We start from the raw sequence: 17,011 nt of genomic DNA, 5'->3' as shown, positions 1-17,011 counted from the left end.
CGTCAATGCCAACGACCTGCTTGAGTGTTTTCATGTTAATTTTTTGATGTGAAACTGAAAAATCAATAGTGAAACTTCCCTTGGACTTGTCTCCTGATGGATATTCAAGCTGGACTGTAATTCCGCCTTACATTCTGTTCTGTCTTAGGAAGCGAAAAAGAGGAAGGCCATCTCTAAAAATCAGTATGCTAAAAAAGCTACTAAGACAGCCCTAGGCTCTCCCTCTTTTCACTAAATACAGCAAATCTATAAAACAAAAAATGTCTCCTACATTTGCTTGACACAAACATAGGAGACAGGCTTTTGTTTTTATATACTCTCCTATTTCACTGCATTCTCGTAAGCTGTCTTGCCACCTACAACTGGCAGAGTCAAGCTTGTCTCGTTAAGATCAACTGTCAGCTCTGTTCCAGCTTTCGGCCAGATCGTAAACTCAGGATCGCTCGAAAAAATCATCAGACCAATCTGTTGGCCTGCAGGAATAATCTGATCGTCAGGCTGTAGATCAAAGCTCAAATCATAAAACTCACCTGGCTTCAAAGGACTGCTCTCAGTCAATGATTTATAATTCTGGGGATCTGCCCAACCCCTAGTAATAATATTTTCTGTAATCTTTACCTTTTCTCCTTTTTCCCAAGGCAAAGCTACTAACCAAACCGAAAGATTCGCCGCAACCTTACTGCTTGCCAAACGGATCTTGATTTTCGACAAGCCCGAAATATGCAGGTCTTTAGTTAGAATAGGGGTTAGATATAACAGTCTATGTTTTGAATTTGCCAACTGAGCCAATGAATCTCCCGAAAAGGAAACATCATCAACAATAGTCTCATTCTTCTGTTTAGCTTTTTTATTGGACATCAATGATCCATGTCCATTCCCACCTGCTCCCAAGAACAAATCCACATCTGAGGCTGCAGGATTTGGAAAGTCTGCATAGGCAGTAGGATTCACCTGACGCTCATCTTCCCTAACAATCCAAGCTTTGGGATCTTTCTCCACCCCATTTTCATCCCCATACAGGTATCTTGTGAACCAGCGGTTCATCATTTTCATTGGTGGAGGACCACCATGGCCATCCTGATGGTAATAGATCTGCGCTGGAAGACCCAATTCTTGTGCTGCTTTATAGATTCTATAGCTATGCTCCGGCATGACATTCCAATCGTTGAAACCATGTGACATCAATAGGGCTGCTTTCATTCCCGACATTTGGTTTAAATAATCGCGACCCTTCCAGAAGTCATTATAGTCTCCCGTTTTACGGTCCATACCCTGTGCCATCTCCGTATCACGAACAACCTTATTGCCATAAGCACGTTTGGACTCATCCCCAGAATGTACAAAATCATACAGTACATCGATATCTTCACCCAAATATCCGCCAGGACTGCGCACTAGTCCATTAGAACGATAATAATGGTAATAAGAAGTATTTGGAGCTACAGGGATAATTGCCTTCAAGCCTTCTACACCGGTTGTTGCGGCCGCTAATGGCAATGTGCCATTGAAGGAAGTACCTGTCATACCGACCTTTCCGGTAGACCAATACGCTTTTACCTTTTCTTGTCCTTCCCTGCTTGTATAACCATTATCTTTGCCCGACAGCCATTCAATTACGGCTTTCGGAGCCAATGACTCATTCGGACCTCCTATTGTTGGCGAACCATCTGATAGGCCTGTCCCTGGTGAAGATGAATGTACAACGATAAATCCGCGCTTCACCCATTCACGTATCAAGCTGTTTGATATAATCGGTCTTTTCCCTGTTCTTTTCACATCCGGATGAACCCTTGGAGTCGGTGCATCCTCTCCCAGTTCATGCTTTACATTCCACATCACTCCTTCCACATCGCCAGCAACACCAGCATAATAAGGACTGGTCTCATAAATAACCGGCAATTTCAACTGTTCGGTCTCCGTCTGAAATGGTCTCGTCACATCCATATGCATACGGTCAAGTTTACCATCTCCGTCGGTATCAAACTCCGTTTCAACCCAAAGATCCTCACGTATCCATTTGTCAGGTGTATTGAAACCCTCCACAACCTGAGCCTCACCCTCCTTAATCACTGGAACTGTCTGCCCATCAACAAGATTTACTGCCCCCAATAGGAATGCAGAAAATAATAATGCACTAAAAGATTTTTTCATCATCATCGATTTATCCTTATTACAATATTACCTAATTTTTCTAAAAATATCCTCCAAGCCATTGGTGTTACAAAATCAAAATCGTAAATTACTAGAACATAAGCTGCTACCCGCAGCAAACCTAGACTATAAACTATCAACTGGATAGCAGTTGCATAAATTTATCAATTATGAAAAACTTCAATTCTGATACTTCAAGAAGGGATTTTATTAAAAAAGCTGCTTTGGGCGTCGGTATGCTTGGCTTATCCGCCATGGGCATGAGCGCAAAGTCTTACGGCAGAATAATGGGCTCCAATGATAGAGTGCAGGTGGGAATAATTGGATTCTCCAATCGCTTCAAAGACTCTTTGGTACCATCGTTTATGAACCATGCCAAAGACCTCAATTTTGAATTCGTTGCCGTGTCTGACATCTGGAACCGCCGCCGTGATGAAGCTGAAGCCTATATTAAACAGAAGACCGACCAAAGTATCAGAAAATACCGCAACAATGATGAACTTTTTGCTGCGGGTAATATTGATGCAGTTATAATCAGCACTGCAGATTTTCAGCATGCGCTGATGGCTGCCGAAGCCGTTAGGAACGGTAAAGATGTTTATGTGGAAAAGCCAATGGCTGAAACCCTGGAAGATGCTAAAATCCTCCTCAAAGCAGTCCAAGATACCGGTAAAATCCTACAGGTAGGCTCCCAGCGCAGAAGCGCACCCAACTATATCGCTGCAAACGATTACATTAAATCGGGAAAATTCGGAGATATCAATATGGTAGAAATGACCTGGAATGTAAACCAACCGGGGCGTTGGAGACTACCAAAATTGGTCAGCGAAATACGCAAGGAAGACACAGACTGGGACCGCTTTCTAATGAACAGGCCTAAGGTAGCGTGGGACCCACGGAAATATCTCGAGTTTAGGCTTTTCTGGCCATATTCCTCAGGTATTTGGGGGCAATGGATGGCACACCAGATCGATACCGTACATTGGTTCTCCGACCTCAACCACCCTAGGAGCATCGTGGCAAACGGAGGGATATATACCTGGAAAGATGGACGCGAAAACCCAGATACCGTAACTGCCGTAATGGATTACGGCCCAAAGGACGACGCTACAAAAGGATTTCAGGTGATCTACTCATCAAGATTCACCAACTCCGCGGGGGGAATAAAAGAACTTTATTACTCCAATGCCGGAATGTTAAACCTGGACACCAATCAGGTATCTGCCGAAGGCGGGCTCTCCGAAAAATCCGCTGCAGAAATGGGAATGAAAGCAAATCTATTGACACCATTCACCCTGGACAATGCTACAAAGATTGAAACATCAGCAAATACTGGTGGAGACCCCATGACATCGCTGCACATGAGGAACTGGATGGATTGCGTGCGGAGCAGAAAAACACCGAATGCTTCCGTGCAAGCAGGATATAACCACTCCGTAGCTAATATTATGGCTAGAACAGCAATGGAAACTGGAAAAAGAGTAACATTCGACGATGTGAAACAAGAGGTAATTACCAGCTAAAATTTGGTCCAATGAAAAGAAAACTTATTTTTACATACCACTTAAAAGGAATCTCCTTGTTTGCATTATGTGCCATTTCCTTTACTTCTGTTGCACAGAAAAAATATGCCATCTCAGAACGACCTGATGAACAACGAGTGGATATCACGGTAGATGGGAAACCTTTCACATCGTATATCTATCCTGATGATTTAATGAAACCTGTCCTATACCCTTTACGAACCAGCAAAGGGACTTTAGTTACGCGAGGATGGCCATTGGATCCTCGTCCGGGAGAAAGAGTAGACCATCCACACCATGTCGGAATGTGGTTCAACTATGGAAATGTAAATGGCCTCGACTTCTGGAATAATTCAACAGCAATTCCTGAAGATAAAAAGAAAGATTACGGAACCATTAAGCATGTTGCCGTAAAAAACAAGGAAATCAACCGAGATGGTGCCATCCTGGAAGTTGAAAAAGATTGGCAAACACCTGAAGGAAAAACCCTGATCAAGGAAACTACGAAATATACTTTCAGTGAAGTAGACAATCAAAGGTCCATCGAAATGGATACTAAACTAACCGCGCAGGATGAAGATGTATCATTTGCGGACAACAAAGAAGGATTGTTGGGGATACGAATAGCTCGTGAACTGGAGCACCCTTCCAAAAACCCAGAGATATTCACCGACGCGAATGGAAACCCCACCAAAGTCGCAGCACTCAATAATGATAACGTAACTGGAAAATATAGAAGCAGTGAAGGGATTGAAGGAGACAACGTTTGGGGAACAAGAGCCCATTGGGTCAATCTGATGGGAAAAATCAACAATGAACCCATATCCATCCTGATTCTAGATAACAATAAAAATATTGGATACCCAACCTATTGGCATGCCCGTGGATATGGCTTGTTTGCTGCAAACCCTTTGGGACAGAAAGAATTCAGCAAAGGTAAAGAAACACTGAACTTTAATTTGAAAGCAGGTGAATCCGTGAATTTTAAATATAAAGTAATCATCAACTCAGGATCCAACCTTACTGATGACGAAGCCTTCAAAGCATTTAATGACTTCGTAGGAAAATAAAAATAGATAGGAGGATTTCTAAAAAGTTCTAGTGGACAAATAGTAATCCTCTTTTTCTGTCATTAATGCCTTTTCTTCTTTTTTCTTGTCGTAATAGCCACAAAGGTGAAGCACACCATGGATAATAACCCTGTTCAATTCATCCTTTTCGGAAACTGAAAACTTTGAAGCATTCTCACGAATCCGCTCCACAGAGATAAAAATATCACCAGCAATGACATCTTCATCCTCAGAAGAATCAAAAGTCACGATATCTGTAAATGTATCATGATTCAAATATTGCCTATTGATCTCTAATAGATAAGCATCAGAACAGAATACAAAGCTCAATTCCCCTACACGCTTAAAACCTTCCGCCTTAATTGTTTCTCCAATCCAAGTCCTAATTTTCTGTTTGTCCTTTACTGTAAAGTCAATATCTTCCGAAAAAAATTGAATATCCTTTAATGCCATTTTAAAATGATTTACTGTCCATATAGGTCTGCAATATCAAAACTGCCGATACTTGATCAATCAATTGCTTGTCCTGTCTTTTATGTTTCTTCATGCCAGACTGAGAAATAGCTTGGGAAGCTATCTTCGAAGTAAATCTTTCATCTACCTCTTTAATGGGAATATGAGGATAGGTTTTGCGTAGTTTCCGCATAAATCCTACTACATGTTGCGCGGACTCTGATGCTGTCCCATCCATTTGCAATGGCTTGCCTACGACAAAGGTCTCAACCTCCTCCTTGGACAGATAATCTTCCAAGTAGATCCATATCTCTTCAGGGTGAACTGTCGCTAAAGGACTCGCAATAATCTGAAGACTGTCTGAAACAGCCAACCCTATCCGCTTGGTCCCATAATCAAATGCCATTATTCTCATGTCTCTGCAATTTTCACAAAATTACAATTAAACTTTAGAATACAACCTCCCATAAATCGCAAAATATCTATACATTTGATAGATATTATTTTGAAAATGAAAACAATCATCTATCTGATAACTTTACTGTCCCCTGTTTTTGTGATGTCACAGTCCTTGGAGCAAGACATCCAGCAATATCGCGACAAGCAGATCCAAGAAATGGTAAAGGATGAATTCGGCCCACTGCGCAAAGATCAAGTGGAATTCATCAAGTTCTTTCCGGTAAACCCAGATTATGTGGTAACAGCTGAGGTTGAACCTCTGTTTAATGAACAGTCTTTTCGCATGCCGACCTATGATGGAACATCCAATGAGTACAAAAGATACGGAATCCTCCACTTTGAGCTGGGTGGACAAAAAGTAGCCCTGACCGCTTACCAAAGTGTTGCCCTATTCCAGAACCCTACCTATAAAAACCATCTTTTTGTGCCATTTATGGACAATACAAACGGAGATGCCACTTATGAAGGGGGCAGATACCTGGACCTGAGCATCGAAGACATTAAAGACGGAAAGATCAAAATTGACTTTAACAAAGCCTATAACCCTTACTGCGCCTATAGCAATGGCTACAGATGCCCACAACCTCCAAAGGAAAATATCCTTACTGGCATTACAATTGATGCTGGAGAAATGAAATATAAAGGACCGAAAAACGAACGTAACGTGAATAAAAGCATGGCAAAGAACTTCAGTGAAGGAGAGATTGCGTTAATAAATGGAGCTGATGTAAACAGCAAGATGCATGTTTATCAGATTACTGATGACAAAGAACTTGCTGTCCTGAAAAAACCTTCTGAAGACATCAAATTTGATGACCCTCTTTTGGATAAGCTTGCTGCTCGGATGCTACTGACAGTCAACGACCCTGAACATGCCGGAGTCGGAATTGCCGGACCACAGGTTGGTATCAATAAAAATGTCATCTGGGTGCAGAGACTGGATAAAAAAGATGAACCCTTCGAATTCTATATGAATCCCAAGATTATATGGAGGTCCAAACTAACGCGTGTGGGAGCAGAGGGATGCCTCTCCATTCCGGACCTAAGGCAGGATGTTAAACGCAGCTATGCCATCAAGCTGCAACATATCGACCGAAAAGGTGAAGTGAAGGAAGAACTGGTAGAAGGATTTACTGCAGTTATCTTCCAACATGAGGTCGATCACCTGTATGGTATTTTATTTCCGGACAGGATTGAGGAGTCCAGCAAACTAGAATTCGAACCGCTAAAAGAAAAAGTAGAATTCCTGATTCCAAAAGGAAGTGTCCGACCATAGGGTAAATTTTGTACCCAGAAACAGGCATATTTAAAATTGAACGTTTAAATGCTGAAAACTTGGCTATCTTTAGCGATATTTAACCTTCGCCCTAAAGAAAATGTACAATACTGCCCATAGCATCGCTATTGTCGACGACCATTCCTTGATTCTTCAGGGCTTGGTAAGCCTATTGGACCGCATCAAAACCTATGAGGTAACAGCAACCTTTACCAAAGGTTCCGATCTGCTCAGCTTCCTCCAAACTGACCCTGTGGATATTGTCCTGCTGGACATATCATTGCCCGACATCAACGGCATCGATCTTTGCCTCGAAATCAAAAGAGTAGCACCCAATGTTATTATCTTGGGGCTCAGCAACCATACCGAACGAAGCGTGATCCTGCAGTTGTTGCAAAACGGCGCATCCGGTTATTTGTTGAAGAACATTGATATCGAAGAGTTGGAGAAATGCCTCGACCAAGCTGTAGGAAAACAGATGGTCTTCAGCGCTGCAGTACAGGACATTATTGCCAATCCCATCAGCTCAGACCTGCCCTTACTGCCAAAACTAACAAAAAGAGAAACTGAAATCCTGAAACTGATTGCCTCAGGGAAGACCTCCGTTCAGATCGCAGAGGAATTGTTTCTGTCCCCGCTCACCATCGAAACCCATCGGAAAAGGATGATGAGCAAGTTCAAAACAAAAAATATGATGTCGCTAATAAAAATAGCAACCGAGAATAAATTGATCTAACGTTCCTTTAAACGAACCTCATAAAGTTTGCTCCATAACTTCCCAGTCAATAGCAATGTCTTGCTATCAGGCCTATAAGCAATACCGTTCATCTCATTGTCATAAGGAGCACGCTTGCCATCGTACAAACCCACAAAATTGATCTTCCCTTCAATTACCCCAGTCTCCGGGTTGATAATCACAATCTCATCCCTATCACCATGATATAGATTGGCATATACTTTACCATCGATAAATTCAAGTTCATTGATGCTGTCAACAGAACCATTATCATCAAAAACCTCGATCGAGCCGGTCTCGGTCAGATTCTCAGGGTCCAGGAAATATAGTCGGCTCGTACCGTCCGATTTTATGAACCTATTGCCGTCATGGGTAAGGCCCCAACCTTTTGTGCTCTTCTGATAATCGAATGATCCGAGTTGTTTGAAATTGCGCTTGTCGTAAATGTGCCCCCGATTGTTTTCCCATGTCAAAACGTACATCCTGTCCCCGACCACGGTCATACCCTCGCCAAATTCATCCCCTGCCATATCAGCCCTTTCAAGAACCTCGCCTGTGGCCAGGTCAACTTTCCTCAACGTAGATTCCCCCCATCTCCCAGTGGTCTCATAGAGGGTCCCATTGTCATAATAAAGTCCTTGGGTGAACGCAGCCGGATCATGGGGATAGACGTTCAACACCTCGAAGGAGTAGGCGGTGGGTGCCACAGGGACAACCTGGATATCCCTGTAGGCAATTTCTTGGGACCCATTGGCGTACAGCTTGGCACTCAGAGTCTTGTTTCCGTAACCGAACGGGTCAGTATCGAGATCCAAGGAATTCGTGTCCGTCCTGACCTCAAGAACTTCACCGTCCATAGAATAGACTACGGAATCGATCTGCGGGTCCGGGAAGTTCAATCTTAGGGTAACTTTTTCACCCTTTAGGACCTTGAGCGTACCGGAAGGCTCAGAAAATTCGAACTTACCACCCTGGGTCCTACACGAAGAAAGGAAAACCGTCAGAATGGAAACCATAAATAATAATTTGACTTTAGATCTCATTGTCTGTCTTAATTTGATGAATTAACGATTAAAAGGCATCACACTACCGACAAACCATGTTGGGTCGATAGGAAAGTGGCCAGTTAGCGGGCCGTAATTCTGATCCCGGCACTGGTTCATTGAGTACCAGACCAAATTTAGCATTATTTTTATGCATACTCCAAAATTTCATTGTAGCGTTTTATCCATATCAATGTTTCCGGGCCGCTGTACAAGCGATTGATTGATTCGGGAATTCGACCAAGACCATAAAAACGAATAAAATAAAACTTTTTGGCGGACAAATCGTTACCCTGAAAGGCATTCGGGAAAAAAAGGCGCTTCAGCCTACTATCCCCTGCTGTAGCCCTCCCGGTCGGTCGTGCCTTCAATTGTGCGTTGTTCTCGCCCCCAATGGGCTGCCATCCTGTGACAACAGGTCATATAGAATTATAACCGAGAAAAATTATCCGTTAATGACCAAGAAACGTGCAAGACTTTTTAAAACAACAACGGTTTTCAGACTGTTCCCTCATCCTTTCGACCTTAAAAGGAACCCCCTGAAAAGGTATGATGAGGACAGGGCATTTACAGACGCCGTTGCCAACCTTACCCGCCCAGCTTTTGAACTTTTCTACCTCCACCACCTTGAACACTTCCTGGAATCAAGATCCGGTAATTTCAGGGACTTCAACCTCAGGTTGAACTGCATCCTCAGGGAAAGGATAAAAGAGCTCGAATCCCATTTCCAGGACACTGGTTATTTTCCCAAGGACATGGAAGCGGTCCATCTCATGGAATTCCAGGAATTCATCGCCAAAAAACTCTTCTTGCCCTACAGAAAAACTTGAGCTGTTCTATAAGGTATTGCTCTTTGGACTGGTGGACAAATGTGAAAGACGTTAAGGGGAACTTTGGAACGGATTGGATTTTGCATTCTTGGGGGTGATTTTAGGAAATAAAACCCGGGGCGTACTTGGCCATCCCGGGCATAACGAAATTTCTAAGCATCGCTTAGCTTTTGTTAAATTAGTTATTTTTTTCAATGGTGGCGCAACTTCCGTACAAAAATAATATCGATCATCTCTTCTGCTGGTCCCGGGTGGCCAAACGGGCCATTTTCCCGATCACCCCGGAGCCCTGAATTTCAGAAACTTATCAAAACTTCGCCGTCTTTTTCTCCAAGATGCTTCGGCATTCCTGGCCCCACCGAGATTTTTTTAAGAATCCTCATCAATGAAAGGAAAAGCCGGATGAATTCCCGAAATACCAGTTCAATAAATCTTTCTGGCCGAAAAGGAAGGCACCATAACCTGAGCAACCATCAACCCTGGCAAATTCGACAGGAAGCTAATGAAGCCCTACCCCGACCCCCAGAGAGCAAACAGCTCGATCCTATTGGTCCAAAATTTTTTCCATCCGCCCAAACTTATATATCCAGCAGATTGTTATATGCAGGAAAGGAGATACATCATGCCCGAAATTCTGACATTCAAGAGTACGATTTCTAAAGAGGGACTGGAGCTGAACGGTGTAGTGTCCGATGCCATCCTCCAGGTTGAGGAACTGCTGAGGAAAATAGAGGAAGTGAAGGAATTTACCTACAAAGGGTATGACATTCACGAATTCAACAGCAATTGCGACATGTTGCTGATAAAGTTCAGTATCCAGTGGAGGGGGTGAGCAAAAAATAAAGAGCGTCATTAGCCAAACTATAAACAGACCGATGAACAGACAAAAATCATTTACATATGACCGACAAACAGAGAATAATAGAAAAGATCGATAAGTACATACATATCTTCAAGCTCATCAACATTGGGATTCTGCCATGTTCTGCCAGGGAGATTTTCCGTGAATATTTCCACGTCCCCTCTGCAGGGGCAACCTATTCAGAAGATCCACCCCAGAATGGGGAGAGGGTGCATTTAGGGGTCAAGGATGAAAAAAAAGAGCTGCTTCCGGAGGTTTTCGTGGACTTTTTGAGGGATCTGAACGAAAAGAACAAGTCCCTGCCTGATCCGATCGAAAGTGCCGACCTGTCAGAATTCAGTGTTAGGTCCCAGGGCGGACCATCTTCCATCCCACAAGGCAGGGCCTGATGGGAAACGCAATAACCCCATTCCTGCCAAGGGTTACGCCTGGATTGGTTTGGGATCCCGTGGGATATCGTTAAAGTGTATATTTTTTCATTATATCCATTTTTAGCTAGGATATAGCTGGAGGAGGACTTACACGGCCAGGCAGCCTGAGCTTCTTAACCATTGTTACCAGTTATTAAACGAAAAAGGGAACTTTCTCGTGGTAAAGAATAGAATGACCGCCAAAACATTTAGACGATTGGTCCCAATCTACGGGGCATTGGTCGAGACGACCGACGAACTCATTATCCAGGAAATTTACATATCCCACATTTCTCCCCTCGGCAGGGTTGAAGGCAGTTTCATTGGCAAGGATCTATCCATCCTGCTGGGGAAGAACATCTCCCAGCGCATCAAAGATCTGCTCGAGAATCCTCCCCTCTGGCACTTCTTAAATGTTTCGGTTCCAGGCAGCAGGCAAAAAAACGACCTCCTTGCTGCCGTCGAACGCCAGGGGGGGAGCGATAAGGATCCTGGTATTTCCAGGAGACGGAAAGTAGGTAGCTCCAGACCTCCATGAAGAACTTGAGGCGGAGAGGGAGCGCATAGGGAGGCTCCTTCACGACGGAGTGGGCCAGCTGCTGTATGCCGCCAGGTTGAATTTACAGCACTTTCTGTCCCAGCACCAGGCGCACCTGGGAGACATTACCCCGACCAAGTGAATATTGGGCGAGGCCATACAGAAAATCCGAAAGATATCTTATGAGCTCTCTCCAAAGACGCTTCTGGACTTTGGATTGCAGAGTGCCATGGGCGAGATGGCGGCAAAGCTCCAGAACGGAGGCATTAAGGTTGACGGCCAGTTATATGGTCCGGAAAACAACTTGATGGAAAGCGAGAAATTTTTGGTTTACAGGATCTGTCAGGAACTGCTGAACAACAGCCTTAAACACTCCCATGGCACCCATATCAGGATAGTTGCGAAGGTAGAGGGCACCAAGGCCACGGTCACCGCCATCGACAAAGGCGATGGTTTCCATACAACCGGCGGTGAAGTGTTCCATCTCGGTTCTGGGCTTGCCCGAATAAGGGAGGCCGTCCGGGTCAGGTTCGGTACGGTTAAATTGAAAAAACACCCAATTTGGCACCTTGTGTCTGTAAGCCTTTTCCTCATGGGCGGGCCATACAAGTTATTGAAATACCACATTACTATTGGCATCAACAATCGGCCATTCTGTAACCAAGGAATTCTTCCATCCTGCACGATTGATCGGACAGTTAATACAGGTACAGAAGTACGCTGCAGACAAAAAGGGGCTGGACCTTGCCACGGACATCGCCATAGCAGAGCAAATCCAGATCTATAGCTGTGAGTTCAGGATAAAGCAGATAGTATCAAACCTGCTCAGTAATGCCATAAAATACACGTCCAAGGGGACCGTTTCGATCTCAGTCCGAATCTCGGTAAGCAACGGGCACCCAGCTCTCCAAGTTAGGGTGGAGGTGACTGGAACGGGTATCAGCAAAGATCAGCAAAAGTACATTTTCCGCCAGTACTACAGGATTAGGGAAAACTCTCGGGCCACAGGGTTCGGCCTTGGCCTGTACATCAGTAAGCTACTGGCAGAACAGATCGACGGAAAGATAACGGTGCGGAGCACACCGGGCAGAGGATCAACTTTTTCGCTGCAGGTCAGACTGGCCAAAGACGGAATAAAAATAGACCACAGTGGGCCAAAAAGCATTTCGTACATCCCTAAGGACATCAGGATGGTTATTATTGAGGACAACAAGATAAACAGTTTCTATATGTCTCAACTCAACGAAGGGTTTGGCAATGTCAGGGTATTCCTGAACAGTGATGCCGTGGACTTCACCCTTGCTAATCCCGTTGACCTCATCCTGACCGACCTGCACATGCCCGGACCTGACGGATGGGATGCCCTGAGAATGGTCCGCAAGGAAAGGGAATTCCTACCAGTCCTCGCTTTGACCTCAGAGAACAGGGACAGTTTCTATACAGGAAGAGAGGACACCGAAGACCGCTTTGACCGGGTGCTTTCCAAACCCCTGGTTTCCACGGAACTGGCGGAGGCGGTTCTATCCTGCCGTCAATCAAGGGCAGCGGGCCTCACCAAGGGCTGGAAAAGGGTCAAAAATCCTAGGGTTGAGAAATTTGGGAGTTCACTTTACGACGGTATTTCCCAACAGCCCGCCAAGTAGCTTTTCAGCTTCCTTGAGCTTTTGGTACTTGTCCAGGAGGATCTGCAGGTTGGCCGGATCCTGTTCAGCCTTAATTTCCTCCCTGAACCTTTCCATCTCCACCTCGACCTTGATCTTTTTCATCCTGTAGATCAGCTGTACCACGAGTTCCTTCAACTGGTCCCTTTCCTGGGGAACAAATATCTTTCGCTTGTCGTCGTTCCAGTTCGGACTCACCTCATACCTGTTTGCCAAACAGTCTATCGCCATTTTGGCCACCAGGGGATCTGCATGGGAGAAAAAATACCTGGCCTCTGGCACCTCGAAACGCTCTGAGTGAGCACGGAACTCCTCAACGATCTTTCTGCTCACCTGGTCACTCAAGGTGATATCCTCCAGACTTGCCAAAAGGTACGGTGCAACCGGGAGATCTGCGTCCCCTTCCCAGGTCACCTGTTCCCTGCCGTAATTCAGCAGCACCCTTACCAGTTCGCGTTCCATAAGGACCTCGGAGGACTCGGGATTACCAGGTTTTGGCGGAAGTACGCCCTGCGACTCCATTGCTGCGAGCATTTCCGCAGGGATGAATCCATCGTCCGGGATCTGGGAATTACTTTCCGCAGACGGTCCCTGGGCCGATTTTGAGACATTCTTGGCACGCTCCAGCCTCATCTTGTTCAGCTCGGTCAACAGGACCCTCTCCTCGATCTGGAGGAGACTGCTGCACTGCTGTATGTATACAGAGACCTTGATTTCATCTGGGATAAGGGAGATGCTCTTTACAACCTCACGGATAACTTCTGACCGCTTGATCGGATCATGGCCAGCCTCGCCGAGCAGGACCCTGGTCATGTAAAAGACGAAATCCTCCTCGTTTTTCTCCAGGTAGGCCCGGAATGAGGAGGGACCGTGCTTTTGGATGTAAGAATCGGGGTCGTTCCCGTCTGGGAAGAGCAGCACTTTGACGTTCATGCCTTCCTCGAGCAACATCTCGGCACCTCGGATGGATGCTTTGATCCCAGCTTGGTCCCCGTCGTACAGGATGACCACATTGCGCGTGAACCTTCTTATGAGCTTGATCTGGCCAGTGGTAAGAGAAGTGCCCGAGGAGGCTACCACGTTTTCGACCCCCGCCTGATGGCAGGAGATGACGTCGGCGTACCCTTCCACCAGGTAGCACGCATCGCTGTCCACTATAGCTCTCTTGGCCAGATGTATTCCATAGAGCACATTTGACTTGTGGTAAATGTCCGATTCAGGAGAATTAACGTATTTGGGCACCTTCTTGTCAGTCTTTAGGGTCCTGGCCCCAAATCCTATAACCCTTCCGGTCAAGTTGTGGATGGGAAAGATAACGCGTGCCCTGAACCTGTCATACAGCGAACCGTCCTCCCGCTCGATTGCAAGGCCAGCCTCCAGGAGGTATTCCGCGGAGTGTCCCTCCCTTTTGGCAGAGTCCACGAGGGCCGTCCAGTTTTCCGGGGAATAACCCAGTTCAAATTTCCTGATGGTCTCCTCATGGTAGCCCCGCTCATGGAAGTAGCTCAGGCCAATGTTCCTTCCCTTCTCGGTCTCCAGTAGCTGTTCGGCGAAATATCTGCCTGCCCATTTGCTCAAGACGTAGAGGCTCTCGCGTTTCCCCTGAACCTGCTGCTGCTCTTGGCTAACCTGCTCTTCTTCAACGGGGATACCGTATTTGTTGGCCAGGTAACGGATAGCCTCGGGATATGAGTACTTTTCATGTTCCATGACGAATTTCAGGGAATCCCCTCCCGCACTGCACCCAAAGCATTTGTAAATGCCCTTGGAGACAGAAACATGGAAGGAAGGGGTCTTTTCGTTATGGAAAGGACAGTTGCCTATGAGCGAGGTGCCCCGCTTCTTCAGGTCTACGAACTCCCCCACCACCTCTTCAATCCGAGCTGCGTCCAGGACCATTTCAATTGTTTCCTTCTTGATCATCTCGAACAAAGATAGCAATATAAGTCCATTGCTGGGTATAGGATTAACGTTGCCCACCACATCCGGGATCCAGTGTTCATGGATATATCACCAAGCCCAACAGACCCCCTTGGACACCCTTGCAAGGTATATCCCCATGCGCTTGCTTTCCCTTGATCCTTTCGGGCCACAGCCCCCTTAACTATATCCTGCTCGGCCTAGTCCTGTCAAAGAAACGCACATAGTGAACATATCCCAGATCGTGGAGGTCCCTGAGGCAGCTGAAGTAGGAGGCCAGTGACATCTTGGACATCGTCGCCCCCTGGACTCCGAACATGCTTACCGGACCTGTCGGTCCGTTTTCAAGGTGCGTTCCCAAAAGGGCAGGAAAAACGGCCATATGGCGGCATGAAACCCTGGGATCCATTTCCAAACGGCGAAACGATCGGGGCAGGAAATTTCCCAGTGCCAGCAGCCAACCGAGTTTCACGGCTTCCCTGGTTTGTGACCCGATCTTCGGACCTGTATCTGCCGTTGCTGTTCCTGTAACTTTGCGCCATTTCGTTGAACGTGCTGTCGGTCGTCAATAAATTCCTGCCTAATACCCTTTCCATTGTAGATGCATACGGCCTTGAAGCGCGGAAGTGCTTCAACGTACAGTTTCTCGGGACCGCTGCTAAGATCGAAAGTGACCAGCTGCCGGTTTCCCCTCTTGAGGGACTCGAGGACCAGTTTGCGGGAATCCGGATCTGAGATCTCACGGATCGGAAACCTTTCCAGCTGCTTTTCAAGATCATAGCCGTTACTCTCGTAGAACTTGGACATCCTGTACTGTCCCTGGATGTCCATCTCCTTGGTGTCCAGCTGGCACCAAGCCCTGTAGGGCTCACCGTTCATGTTGGTAAACTGTTTGTGGACCGATCGGCCGCACATCAGGTTGTATGCCTCCTTTAGGGTGAACCTCTCCCTTCCGTTCACGTAGAATTTTCTCGGCCCTTGCTTTGAATCCGCGGGGATTTCGAGGGTATATGAGTTGAAGAAATAGTGCTCTGTCTTTCTGCTCTGGGAGAACTGGAGCTCCGCCGAGACGGTTTGGCCGCTGACAATTCCCTGGAAGTGTAGTTGAAACTCCTTTTTGCCCCTTGAAATCTTTGATTGGAGGGCTTCGTGCAATTTGTTCCCAAAGCCAGCATAGAAAATCTGGTCTTTGAGGTAGTCGTAATTTTCTTTGTTCATTCTGCTTGAATTTAGTTATAGGATGGTATCTGCAATACCTTGCTCATTTGGCCGTGTCCGGTTTTAACGTCGATTCTCATTCCTCCATTTGGCTCGGATACCCCCACTGATAGAAATTTCCCTCGCGAAAAGGTGAATTGTGGAAACACGGCAACAATGGTGTGATGGATGTACGGAGCGAACCTATCCATGGCTCTATCACATAATCTGGAACGACTTCCAACTCTTGGAGGGCAGTCCGCCCTGTTCTCCCAGAGGCCTGAAAAATTTAGTCAAGGGGCGCGCCTGCACCAAAGGTTCCAGAAGCTGGGTACCCCAGTTCGATCAGGGATAGCAGCGGCCCCAAAGTTCGTCCAATTGATAACTGTCTGGAGGCTCTAGGCCCTGCACGAGAAACCTCTCCCTGAGAAGCTCTCCACCCTGTTTGCGTGTCAACGGTTCTCCAAGTGCAACTCCGTCCCATTCTGCCCTGCTCCTTCGATCAGCGGCCAGATATATCCGGAGCTGGGAGAGAAGTTCGGATGATCCCTCAGGTATCTGACCAATTTGCCTTCTGACGATGGGGGCTGTCTCCTATGTTTGTGTCAAGCAAATGTAGGAGACATTTTTTGTTTTATAGATTTGCTGTATTTAGTGAAAAGAGGGAGAGCCTAGGGCTGTCTTAGTAGCTTTTTTAGCATACTGATTTTTAGAGATGGCCTTCCTCTTTTTCGCTTCCTAAGACAGAACAGAATGTAAGGCGGAATTACAGTCCAGCTTGAATATCCATCAGGAGACAAGTCCAAGGGAAGTTTCACTATTGATTTTTCAGTTTCACATCAAAAAATTAACATGAAAACACTCAAGCAGGTCGTTGGCATT

The 17,011-nt window shown here is 45.9% G+C and carries 17 protein-coding genes; 10 read left to right on the top strand and 7 right to left on the bottom strand.

From position 1 onward, the window contains the following. Window positions 1–321: 321 nt before the first annotated feature. Complete coding sequence (locus CRT24_RS12685; RefSeq protein WP_218962629.1) at window positions 322–2,157, bottom strand: Xaa-Pro dipeptidyl-peptidase; 1,836 nt, start codon at window positions 2,155–2,157, stop codon at window positions 322–324. Window positions 2,158–2,321: 164 nt separating this feature from the next. Between CRT24_RS12685 and CRT24_RS12680 the strand changes: the two genes are divergently transcribed. Next, entirely contained in the window at window positions 2,322–3,674 is a 1,353-nt protein-coding gene (locus CRT24_RS12680; RefSeq protein ID WP_099371604.1) for a Gfo/Idh/MocA family protein, read from the top strand. A gap of 11 nt (window positions 3,675–3,685) precedes the next feature. After that, the gene (locus CRT24_RS12675; protein WP_099371603.1) at window positions 3,686–4,744 is read left to right on the top strand and encodes a PmoA family protein; all 1,059 of its coding nucleotides are present in this window, start codon (window positions 3,686–3,688) and stop codon (window positions 4,742–4,744) included. Between the two features lie 18 nt (window positions 4,745–4,762). On the opposite strand, the gene ybeY is transcribed toward CRT24_RS12675, so the two are convergent. Both ybeY and ruvX read right to left on the bottom strand, forming a co-directional pair. Then, a complete protein-coding gene (ybeY, locus tag CRT24_RS12670) occupies window positions 4,763–5,197 on the bottom strand; it encodes an rRNA maturation RNase YbeY (RefSeq protein WP_099371602.1) in 435 nt (144 codons plus the stop codon). 1 nt (window position 5,198) lies between these two features. Then, window positions 5,199–5,612 carry a Holliday junction resolvase RuvX gene (ruvX, locus tag CRT24_RS12665; RefSeq protein WP_099371601.1) on the bottom strand — a complete coding sequence of 138 codons (414 nt, stop codon included), beginning with the start codon at window positions 5,610–5,612 and terminating at the stop codon, window positions 5,199–5,201. 96 nt (window positions 5,613–5,708) lie between these two features. On the opposite strand from ruvX, the gene def reads away from it, so the two are divergent. After that, on the top strand, window positions 5,709–6,932 hold the full coding sequence (def, locus tag CRT24_RS12660) for a peptide deformylase (RefSeq protein ID WP_099371600.1): 1,224 nt from the start codon (window positions 5,709–5,711) through the stop codon (window positions 6,930–6,932). A 100-nt stretch (window positions 6,933–7,032) separates the two neighbouring features. Continuing rightward, on the top strand, window positions 7,033–7,668 hold the full coding sequence (locus CRT24_RS12655; RefSeq protein WP_099371599.1) for a response regulator transcription factor: 636 nt from the start codon (window positions 7,033–7,035) through the stop codon (window positions 7,666–7,668). On the opposite strand, the gene CRT24_RS12650 is transcribed toward CRT24_RS12655, so the two are convergent. After that, on the bottom strand, window positions 7,665–8,711 hold the full coding sequence (locus tag CRT24_RS12650) for a glutaminyl-peptide cyclotransferase (RefSeq protein ID WP_099371598.1): 1,047 nt from the start codon (window positions 8,709–8,711) through the stop codon (window positions 7,665–7,667). The genes CRT24_RS12655 and CRT24_RS12650 overlap by 4 nt on opposite strands. Before the next feature lie 455 nt (window positions 8,712–9,166). Between CRT24_RS12650 and CRT24_RS12645 the strand changes: the two genes are divergently transcribed. The 5 genes from CRT24_RS12645 (at window position 9,167) to CRT24_RS21440 (ending at window position 11,493) form a co-directional block, all read left to right on the top strand. Next, the gene (locus CRT24_RS12645) at window positions 9,167–9,541 is read left to right on the top strand and encodes a hypothetical protein (protein WP_099371597.1); all 375 of its coding nucleotides are present in this window, start codon (window positions 9,167–9,169) and stop codon (window positions 9,539–9,541) included. Window positions 9,542–10,142: 601 nt separating this feature from the next. Continuing rightward, window positions 10,143–10,373: a hypothetical protein gene (locus tag CRT24_RS12640; RefSeq protein ID WP_099371596.1), complete on the top strand. Its 231-nt coding sequence runs from the start codon at window positions 10,143–10,145 to the stop codon at window positions 10,371–10,373. A 68-nt stretch (window positions 10,374–10,441) separates the two neighbouring features. Next, on the top strand, window positions 10,442–10,792 hold the full coding sequence (locus CRT24_RS12635; RefSeq protein WP_099371595.1) for a hypothetical protein: 351 nt from the start codon (window positions 10,442–10,444) through the stop codon (window positions 10,790–10,792). A gap of 238 nt (window positions 10,793–11,030) precedes the next feature. Then, window positions 11,031–11,351, top strand: coding sequence for a hypothetical protein (locus CRT24_RS12630; protein WP_144034582.1), 321 nt, complete (start codon window positions 11,031–11,033; stop codon window positions 11,349–11,351). Between the two features lie 25 nt (window positions 11,352–11,376). Beyond that, a complete protein-coding gene (locus CRT24_RS21440; protein ID WP_099371593.1) occupies window positions 11,377–11,493 on the top strand; it encodes a hypothetical protein in 117 nt (38 codons plus the stop codon). A 141-nt stretch (window positions 11,494–11,634) separates the two neighbouring features. Here the strand turns inward: CRT24_RS21440 and CRT24_RS12620 are convergent, their stop codons facing one another. Continuing rightward, complete coding sequence (locus CRT24_RS12620; RefSeq protein ID WP_144034581.1) at window positions 11,635–11,835, bottom strand: hypothetical protein; 201 nt, start codon at window positions 11,833–11,835, stop codon at window positions 11,635–11,637. 148 nt (window positions 11,836–11,983) lie between these two features. Between CRT24_RS12620 and CRT24_RS12615 the strand changes: the two genes are divergently transcribed. Beyond that, window positions 11,984–12,994 carry an ATP-binding protein gene (locus CRT24_RS12615; RefSeq protein WP_099371591.1) on the top strand — a complete coding sequence of 337 codons (1,011 nt, stop codon included), beginning with the start codon at window positions 11,984–11,986 and terminating at the stop codon, window positions 12,992–12,994. Here CRT24_RS12615 and dnaG read toward each other — a convergent pair. After that, complete coding sequence (dnaG, locus tag CRT24_RS12610; protein WP_099371590.1) at window positions 12,956–14,935, bottom strand: DNA primase; 1,980 nt, start codon at window positions 14,933–14,935, stop codon at window positions 12,956–12,958. The two genes, CRT24_RS12615 and dnaG, sit on opposite strands and share 39 nt — an antisense overlap. Before the next feature lie 465 nt (window positions 14,936–15,400). Next, window positions 15,401–16,150 (bottom strand): hypothetical protein, encoded by a 750-nt coding sequence (locus CRT24_RS12605; protein ID WP_099371589.1) that lies wholly within the window; start codon window positions 16,148–16,150, stop codon window positions 15,401–15,403. Between the last annotated feature and the right edge of the window lie 861 nt (window positions 16,151–17,011).

This window comes from Sphingobacterium sp. 1.A.5 (assembly GCF_002734235.1).
GTDB lineage: Bacteria > Bacteroidota > Bacteroidia > Sphingobacteriales > Sphingobacteriaceae > Sphingobacterium > Sphingobacterium daejeonense.
The sequence above is the reverse complement of the archived record's forward strand: the minus strand, read 5'-3'. Positions and strand labels throughout refer to the sequence as shown.

Excerpts from the sequence above, each read along its gene's own strand:
- CRT24_RS12685 (WP_218962629.1), bottom strand. The coding sequence starts at position 2,157 with ATGATGATGAAAAAATCTTTTAGTGCATTATTATTTTCTGCATTCCTA.
- CRT24_RS12680 (WP_099371604.1), top strand. The coding sequence starts at position 2,322 with ATGAAAAACTTCAATTCTGATACTTCAAGAAGGGATTTTATTAAAAAA.
- CRT24_RS12675 (WP_099371603.1), top strand. The coding sequence starts at position 3,686 with ATGAAAAGAAAACTTATTTTTACATACCACTTAAAAGGAATCTCCTTG.
- ybeY (WP_099371602.1), bottom strand. The coding sequence starts at position 5,197 with ATGGCATTAAAGGATATTCAATTTTTTTCGGAAGATATTGACTTTACA.
- ruvX (WP_099371601.1), bottom strand. The coding sequence starts at position 5,612 with ATGAGAATAATGGCATTTGATTATGGGACCAAGCGGATAGGGTTGGCT.
- def (WP_099371600.1), top strand. The coding sequence starts at position 5,709 with ATGAAAACAATCATCTATCTGATAACTTTACTGTCCCCTGTTTTTGTG.
- CRT24_RS12655 (WP_099371599.1), top strand. The coding sequence starts at position 7,033 with ATGTACAATACTGCCCATAGCATCGCTATTGTCGACGACCATTCCTTG.
- CRT24_RS12650 (WP_099371598.1), bottom strand. The coding sequence starts at position 8,711 with ATGAGATCTAAAGTCAAATTATTATTTATGGTTTCCATTCTGACGGTT.
- CRT24_RS12645 (WP_099371597.1), top strand. The coding sequence starts at position 9,167 with ATGACCAAGAAACGTGCAAGACTTTTTAAAACAACAACGGTTTTCAGA.
- CRT24_RS12640 (WP_099371596.1), top strand. The coding sequence starts at position 10,143 with ATGCAGGAAAGGAGATACATCATGCCCGAAATTCTGACATTCAAGAGT.
- CRT24_RS12635 (WP_099371595.1), top strand. The coding sequence starts at position 10,442 with ATGACCGACAAACAGAGAATAATAGAAAAGATCGATAAGTACATACAT.
- CRT24_RS12620 (WP_144034581.1), bottom strand. The coding sequence starts at position 11,835 with ATGGAACACTTCACCGCCGGTTGTATGGAAACCATCGCCTTTGTCGAT.
- dnaG (WP_099371590.1), bottom strand. The coding sequence starts at position 14,935 with ATGATCAAGAAGGAAACAATTGAAATGGTCCTGGACGCAGCTCGGATT.
- CRT24_RS12605 (WP_099371589.1), bottom strand. The coding sequence starts at position 16,150 with ATGAACAAAGAAAATTACGACTACCTCAAAGACCAGATTTTCTATGCT.